Origin of the sequence: Frankia sp. KB5, assembly GCF_002099325.1 — a bacterium.
Classification (GTDB): domain Bacteria; phylum Actinomycetota; class Actinomycetes; order Frankiales; family Frankiaceae; genus Frankia; species Frankia casuarinae.
Genome location: NZ_MRUJ01000400.1, coordinates 1 through 1305, shown reverse-complemented (window position 1 = coordinate 1305; position 1305 = coordinate 1). Strand labels below are relative to the sequence as shown.

1 protein-coding gene is annotated in these 1305 nt (G+C 67.9%); it reads right to left on the bottom strand.

Annotated elements, in window-relative coordinates:
* Positions 1-1253 (bottom strand): condensation domain-containing protein (locus KBI5_RS24790; protein ID WP_241883189.1); only part of this gene is annotated, 1253 nt, incomplete at its 3' end.
* Between the last annotated feature and the right edge of the window lie 52 nt (positions 1254-1305).

Sequence of the window (1305 nt, the reverse complement as noted above, 5' to 3'; positions counted from 1 at the left end):
TCCTGATGCGCATAGGCAGCCAGATCCACCTCACGCACCCGACCCACCACCTCAGCAAACGACGGATCACCACCAAGACCGACCCGCAACACCAACGTATTGACAAAAAACCCGACCAGATCATCCAACGCCGCCGCACCCCGACCCGCCACCGCCGTCCCCACCGGAATATCAACCCCCGCACCCAACCGCGACAGCAACACCGCCACCGCCGCCTGCACCACCATGAACAACGTCGCCTGCCCCGCCCGCGCCACCTCCACCAACCGCCCATGCACCCCCGCACCCACCCGCACCGGCACCGCCCCACCCCGATAACTCGCCACCGCCGGACGCGGCCGATCCACCGGCAACACCAACTCCACCGGAAGACCCGCCAAAGCAGAACGCCARTACCCCAACTGCGCACTCAACAAACTACCCGGATCAGACTCACTCCCCAACACCGCACGCTGCCACAACGCATAATCCGCATACTGCACCGGCAACCCCACCCACGACGGCGCCCGCCCCGACAACCGCGCCGCATACGCCGCCGACAAATCACGCCCCAACACCCCCATCGACCAGCCATCCGCCGCAATATGATGCACCACCACCACCAGAACATGCTCCCGCGCGGACACCACGAACAACGACACCCGCCACGGCAACTCCCGCCCCACATCAAAACCCCGCCCCACCTCCGCCCGCAGCAACAACGGCACATCCTCCGCCGCCACCTCCACCACCGACAACACGGGAGAGCCGGCCTCACCCGTCAAGATCCGCGATTGTGGCGTTCCGCCAACGTCAGGAAATATCGTCCGCAGGCTCTCGTGTCGCAACGCGACGTCGCCCAGCGCCGCCCGCAGGGCCGCCACGTCGAGGTCGCCGCGCAGCCGCAGGACCAGCGGAATGTTGTAGACCGCCGCGCCGCCCTCAAGCCGGTTGAGGAACCACATCCGGGTCTGGCCGTACGACAGCGGAACCACCGCCGGGCGGACCGCCCGGACCAGCGCCGCCCGGGGCCGTCCGCCGCCGTCGAGCAGCCGGGCGACGCCCGCCGGCGTCGGCGTGACGAACAGCTTGCGGATGTTCACCTCGACGTCCAGCGTCTCCCGGATCCGCGCGATCAGCCGCATCGCGAGCAGGGAATCGCCACCCAGCTCGAAGAACCCGTCGTCGACCCCCACCCGATCAAGCCGCAACACCTCCGCAAACAACGAACACAACACCTCCTCGACCGCGGTACGCGGCGCCCCCCCAGTCACCAACCCACCGAAATCCGGCGCCGGCAACGCCCCACGATCAAGCTTGCCATTA